This is a genomic window from Halomonas koreensis (assembly GCF_031451675.1).
Lineage (GTDB): Bacteria > Pseudomonadota > Gammaproteobacteria > Pseudomonadales > Halomonadaceae > Halomonas > Halomonas koreensis.
This window is the reverse complement of sequence record NZ_JARWAK010000025.1, coordinates 21,330-27,939: the sequence shown is the minus strand read 5'-3', so window position 1 is coordinate 27,939 and position 6,610 is coordinate 21,330. Positions and strand designations below refer to the sequence as shown.

Annotated in this window: 4 protein-coding genes and 1 pseudogene; all 5 read left to right on the top strand. The window is 57.8% G+C overall.

Features of this window, described 5'->3' with window-relative positions; translation table 11 throughout:
* A pseudogene (locus QC818_RS17980) lies at positions 1–1,578 on the top strand (hypothetical protein); the annotation flags it as partial.
* Positions 1,565–2,578 (top strand): tetratricopeptide repeat protein, encoded by a 1,014-nt coding sequence (locus QC818_RS17975; protein ID WP_309654247.1) that lies wholly within the window; start codon positions 1,565–1,567, stop codon positions 2,576–2,578. The pseudogene QC818_RS17980 and the gene QC818_RS17975, both read left to right, overlap by 14 nt.
* Positions 2,579–2,655: 77 nt before the next feature.
* Positions 2,656–4,227, top strand: coding sequence for a hypothetical protein (locus QC818_RS17970; protein WP_309654246.1), 1,572 nt, complete (start codon positions 2,656–2,658; stop codon positions 4,225–4,227).
* Between the two features lie 17 nt (positions 4,228–4,244).
* The gene (locus tag QC818_RS17965; RefSeq protein WP_309654245.1) at positions 4,245–5,276 is read left to right on the top strand and encodes a tetratricopeptide repeat protein; all 1,032 of its coding nucleotides are present in this window, start codon (positions 4,245–4,247) and stop codon (positions 5,274–5,276) included.
* 3 nt (positions 5,277–5,279) lie between these two features.
* Positions 5,280–6,278, top strand: a complete 999-nt coding sequence (locus QC818_RS17960) for a tetratricopeptide repeat protein (RefSeq protein WP_309654244.1) — start codon at positions 5,280–5,282, stop codon at positions 6,276–6,278.
* Positions 6,279–6,610: the final 332 nt, after the last annotated feature.

The following is a 6,610-nucleotide window of genomic DNA, read 5'->3' as shown; positions in this document are numbered from 1 at the left end:
GCCACGGGGCCGAGCCTGTCGCTGGAGGTCATGGACGGCAGCGTCTCGGCCGAGGCGGGTAGTAACCTCGAGGCCGAGGCCAAGGATATCGGTCAGCGGGTCGCAGAGCGGGAGCTCACCAATCGCGGTTCTGATAGTGCCTCCACCGCATCAATGGCCGGGGAAAGCGCGTCGACCTCGGTCGAGGATTCGGAGGGTTGGCAAAACCAGCGTGATCGCGGCGTCGGTGCCAAGGCCAGCCTGTCGGCCAAGGCGGAGGCCAAGTTCCACCTGGTGGCCGGCGAACTCTCCTTCGGGACCTTCTCGCTGCCTGAAGAAACTAGTGCCGAGCCCATCGAGGTGACGCTACACAACAAGGGCGATGAGCGCCGCAGCCTGGGCTGCTATGCGCTGCGCCTCGAGCCGGTGGCCAAGGGCTTCGCGGGCGCCAGCGCGGTACTCGCCGCCGAGACCGGCCTCAGCGTCGACCAGAACGGGGTTTCCCTCGTCGGCCTCGACCATGCCACCCAGGCTGGCGCCGCCGCCTCCTTCAAGGCCTTCGCCGGCGTCGGCATCACGGTGCAATGCAGCGTGGCGCTGCGCTGGAAACCGCCGCGGGACATCCTGCAGCGCCTGCCCAAGTATGCCGCCCTGGACGAGCTCGGCATGCTCAGCGAGCCGCTCGACGACTGGGGCGAGCTGTCCAAGGCGACCCTGGCCGCCGAGGCCCTGGCAGGCATCGGCGCCGAGGCGGACTTCCAGATCGGCCTGATCGACGGCAAGTTCGTGCTGACCCTCAAGGCCCGGCTGGTGCTCAAGGGCGGCGTCGGCGGCAAGTTCAGCGTCGAGCTCGATCCCGACCGGTTGGACCCCTGGATGGGCATGTTGCACCAGGCCTTGGTGGACAACGACTACGAGGTGGTCGACTGGATCACCCCCGCCGCCTTCCAGGGTTTCAGCAAGCTGTTCTTCATGCAGACGATGCTGTTGGTGGACGTCGGCATGCTGGCCCTGCGGGGTTTGGACTACGTGGACAGCCTGTACGACGACTTCACCCGCTCGGAGCGGGCCGGACCGATTGCCTATGCCATCGTCGACACGGCATCTAACCCCGAGAGGGAGAAGCAGTTGAAGGCCTGGGTGCAGCAGTTGCCGCCTGAGGCCTTGGGTCCCCTGCTTCATGTGTTAAGGGCCGACCCGGGCTTTTTCGGATATGAAGTCGCAGAGCAAAGCTTCGATCACGATCAAGCCATCGATCTACAGCAGATTGCTATCGCCCAATGCCTCGAGTGGATTGAGCGGGGGTACATGAGTGGGCAATATCCTCGCTCTGCCGCTCAGCGGCTTTTCGAAAAGGCGGTGGCTCGGATGGCTCAGGATGGCAGGCGAGACGAGGGCGTGTCTCTTGGACAAGCTTACTGTCAGAATCGGTATGAGCTAGATCAGTTTATGTCTAAGATCGGTACAATGGAGATTCCAGCTGTTAGGGCTAGGAATGGCTATGTCTCTGTTGCTAATAGGTTGGGGGTTGATATGGACTCTAGCTGCCAATTGGTTAACCCTCCCAGTGGTGCAAGGATGGTTTATGAAAAAAGTTAGCCTCTGCTCATTTTTTTGTTTTCTTTGTGGAACAGTTTTTTTAGCTATTTCTGTGCCTGTGAGTGCTCTTGATTCTGAGGGTCAGGAGGCTAAAGATGAAGGCATGCGTCTCTACAATATTCATCACTCAACAGCAGCCTTGGCTTATTTAGAGCAAGCCGCCGAGGGTGGCGATGTGGAGGCTATGTATTATATGGGAGAGGCCGAACGACGTCAGCGTATGGGCAGTATGACGCGTGCAGCCTTAAACTGGTATTTGAAAGCCGCAGACCATGGCGATCCCTACGCCATGCTGCGCCTTTTTCAGGGTGGTGCCTGCGTCGCTGGAGACGAGTGTCCAGAGGGCGCCGAGGGCTGGCGCGAGAAGGCCCTGGCCGAGACTTTGCCCAAGGCTGAGACCGGTGATACCGATGCCATGTTGGCGCTCTACCATATCTATCGCCTGTTGGACGATAGTGGAGAGGGCGTTGAATGGCTGGAGAAAGCGGCGGAAGCGGGAAACCCCGAAGCCCAAACTCGTCTGGCTAAGAATATTATTAATGGACAGGGTTGGTATTTTTTTGATTCGAGTCGCCAGAATGCAGCTTTAGAGTGGTTGCAGGCAGCTGCTAAACAGAATTATGTTCCTGCGATTGTCGAGTTGAGCGAGATTTTTGTTGAGCAAGGTGATTTTGACAATGCTTGGGAGTGGGGGAGATTGGGTAGTGAGCTTGGTTATGTTAATTTGAGAAACCGAGTGGGATGGTGTTATTTGAATCCTGAAGAGCTGGAGGAAATGTCGGTGGAAGGGCTCTGCCCAGTCGAGCAAGATAAAGTTAAGGGATGGGCGATTTTGCGTGCAGTTGTTGAAGAGGTTGGTGATAGAGATGCAAAAGGGATTCTTGAGGATAATCAAGGGGTTTTGACATCAGATCAAATGCGTGAGGCTGAAAGGCTATCTGATGAATTGGTCGGTAGACAACCAGAGCTTTCGGACTTTATTCCTCGATTTGGGTATTGATTTTTCGCAGATATACAAGAGTGAAAGCTTGAGATCTAGATGCCTCGGCTCAGGTACAGTACCTGCGCATGGTCGGGATGAGCTATGGCGATCTCAAGGATCGGGTCGCGCCGGACAGCCCCCAGGAGATACAGGCCACAGGGCCGAGCCTGTCGCTGGAGGTCATGGACGGCAGCGTCTCGGCCGAGGCGGGTAGTAACCTCGAGGCCGAGGCCAAGGATATCGGTCAGCGGGTCGACGAGCGCGAGTTAACCACCAGACCCGCAGCTGGCTCGCCAGCGGCGGGAGGCCTGCAGAACCGACCGGATCGCGCTGCTGGCGCCAAGGCCAGCTATTCGGCCAAGGCGGAGGCCAAGTTCCACCTGGTGGCCGGCGAACTCTCCTTCGGGACCTTCTCGCTGCCTGAAGAAACTAGTGCCGAGCCCATCGAGGTGACGCTACACAACAAGGGCGATGAGCGCCGCAGCCTGGGCTGCTATGCGCTGCGCCTCGAGCCGGTGGCCAAGGGTTTCGCGGGCGCCAGCGCGGTACTCGCCGCCGAGACCGGCCTCAGCGTCGACCAGAACGGGGTTTCCCTCGTCGGCCTCGACCATGCCACCCAGGCTGGCGCCGCCGCCTCCTTCAAGGCTTTCGCCGGCGTCGGCATCACGGTGCAATGCAGCGTGGCGCTGCGCTGGAAACCGCCGCGGGACATCCTGCAGCGCCTGCCCAAGTATGCCGCCCTGGACGAGCTCGGCATGCTCAGCGAGCCGCTCGACGACTGGGGCGAGCTGTCCAAGGCGACCCTGGCCGCCGAGGCCCTGGCAGGCATCGGCGCCGAGGCGGACTTCCAGATCGGCCTGATCGACGGCAAGTTCGTGCTGACCCTCAAGGCCCGGCTGGTGCTCAAGGGCGGCGTCGGCGGCAAGTTCAGTGTCGAGCTCGATCCCGACCGGCTGGACCCCTGGATGGGCATGCTGCATCAGGCCCTGGTGGACAACGACTACGAGGTGGTCGACTGGATCACCCCCGCTGCCTTCGAGGGTTTCAGCAAGCTGTTCTTCATGCAGACGATGCTGTTGGTGGACGTCGGCATGCTGGCCCTGCGGGGTTTGGACTACGTGGACAGCCTGTACGACGACTTCACCCGCTCGGAGCGGGCCGGACCGATTGCCTATGCGCTGACACGCCCTTTGTCGCGGGCGCAAGAAAATGAGCGTAAGGCCTGGGTGCAGCAGTTGCCGCCTGAGGCCTTGGGCCCCCTGCTGCATGTGCTGGCCAGCGGTCCGGAATCCTTCGATGCTGACGGCGATCGGTTTAGCGAAGCCCAAGCCCAGGATTACCAGCAGATCGCCATCGCCAACTGCCTGAAGTGGCTGGTCGAAGGCGCGACGGAGGGTGCCTATAACGATAGGTGCTATGGGTTTTCAGCAACTACTCCCAACCCAGCCCAGATTCTTTTCGAGAAGAGCGTTGCGCGCATGGCGAGCGATGGGGAGAGGACCGATAATGACCGTAGAGCTGCTTATAAAGAAAATCTGATAATACTGGATGATTTTATGTCGAGAGTTGCAGATCATAATGCCAGATCTTCTGATCCTGCGCTTGTTGCAAGAGACGAATATTTGCAGAATTCTTCCCGTCTTGGTCTGCATGTTACTTCTGGATAGTTTATAATGGTGATGATGTGTTGATTTCTGTTTCAGTTAATGGTTCTTTAATTATTTCAAAAAAAGTAAAGCTGCTGCTGGCAAGTGCTTTACTTATATTTTCATCGCTTGCTTGGGGGCTGGAAGATGAAATCCAAGCTGCCAAAGACTCGGGGATGATCGATTACAATCTTGGCTACGTGGCCGACGCGATACCCAAGTTGGAGGTGGCCGCCGAAGCGGGTGATGTAGAGGCCATGTACTACTTGGGAGAGTCTCATCGTATAACCCATATGGGAATGACCAGTGATGCCTTGGAGTGGTATCTGAAAGCCGCTGAGCATAACGATCCCTATGCGATGCTGCGTCTATGGAGTGGTGGCGCCTGCGTGGCCGGCGACGAATGCCCCGAGAATGCCGAGGGCTGGCGCGAGAAGGCGCGTGATGAACAGTTGCCCCTCGCCGAGGAGGGGGATGCCGACGCCATGCTAGCGCTGTATTACATCTATGGCGCCCTGGACGATAGCGATGCAGGGAGTGCATGGCTGGAGAAAGCAGCAGAAGCCGGTAACCCTGAGGCTCAGGATCGTCTGGCTAAGATGATCCAAGATGGGCATGGCTTCTATTGGTCGGAAGGTGGCCGCCTCGAAGCAGCCGAAACACTGGCTCGAGGCGCGGCTGAGCAAGGATATGTGCCGGCGATGCTAACGCTGTCCGGTATTTGGGGTGACAAAGGTGAAGCGGAAGAATCTTGGGAATGGAAGGTCAGTGCTGCTGAGTCTGGAATGGTGGGTCCAATGCTTGGGGTTGCCTATTGTTATCTTAATCCTGAAAAATATCAAGAGCTTGGCGGGAATGAATGTCTCGCCGGTCAGGATAAAGTAAAGGGTTGGGCTATTCTATATGCAATGGTAGAAGAGTCAGGTAATCAACAGGCCGAAAGTCTTATGGAAAGAAGTCGTGACCTCCTGACATACGATCAGCGTCAGAAAGCCGAAGCGCTAGCCGAAGTTGAGTGGCTGAACCATGGCCCGCCCTTGTCGAAATTTCCGCCGAGATATGGCTTCTAGATCGTGAAGGATAAGGCTTTATGTGGATTGCTTGGCTGCCTGCTTTTGCTATCGATGAAGGCCTCTGCCCTCGAGCCGGAGGTTCAGGCTGCCAAGGACGAAGGCATGCGCCTTTACAATATCCAGCACTCGACTGCGGCTTTGTCCTATCTTGAGCAGGCCGCCGAGGCCGGTGATGTCGAGGCGATGTATTACATGGGGGAAGCGGAGCGCCGTCAGAGCATGATGAACATGACGCGAGCGGCCCTGGACTGGTATCTCAAAGCTGCCGAGCATGGCGAACCCTATGCCATGCTGCGCCTGTTTCAGGGCGGCGCCTGCGTCGCCGGCGACGAATGCCCGGAGGACGCCGAGGGTTGGCGAGAGAAGGCCCTGGCCGAGACTTTGCCCAAGGCTGAGGGGGGTGATGCTGAGGCTATGCTGGCGCTGTATTACATCTATGGCGCCTTGGACGATAGCGATGAAGGGAATGAATGGTTGGAAAAAGCCGCAGAAGCTGGTAACTCCGAGGCTAAGGATCGTCTAGCCAAGATGATCCGGGACGGGTACGGCTTCTATTGGTCGGACGAGAGCCGCCTCGAAGCCGCCGAAAAACTGGCTCGACAGGCGGCGGAACAAGGGCATGTGCCTGCGATGCGGACACTCTCTAGCATGTTAGAGGAGCAAGGAGAAGATGAAGAGTCTTGGGAGTGGGAGTTCAAAGCCTCTGAAGCAGGGATGCTGGATGCTCGATTGGGGGTTGCCTGGTGTTACCTTAATCCTGATAGCTTTCAGGAGTTTGGAGGTGGTCAATGTTTAGTCGAGCGAGATCCTGTAAAGGGATGGGCAATTCTTTATGCAATGCGTGTAGAGGTAGGAGATCATTATCCTAAAAACCTAATGGAAAGAAATCGTGACCTCCTGACATACGATCAGCGGCAGGAAGCCGAAGCGCTAGCCGAAGACGAGTGGTTGAATCATGGGTCTCCCTTATCTACTTTTCCTCCTAAATATGGTTTCTAGCTCGTGAGGGAAAAGGTCTTAGGCGGATTGTTTGGTGGTCTGATGCTTCTATCGGTGCCGGTATGGGCCCTTGAGCCCGAGGTTCAGGAGGCCAAGGACGAAGGTATGCGCCTCTGGGGGCTGCATGGATGGATCGAGATGCAGCCCTATCTGGAGCGAGCCGCCGAGGCTCGCTCCAGATAGGGCGTTTATGACTCGGGTGAAATGACTCGCCTGCTGGGGTGTGGCCTGACCCGTGAGGCCATGGCCTGGTATCCCCAGGCCGCCTTGCGAGGCGATGCTTATGCCTGCTCGAGGGTGCCAGCCCTTAAGCCTTTGAACGGCTCCCGCCG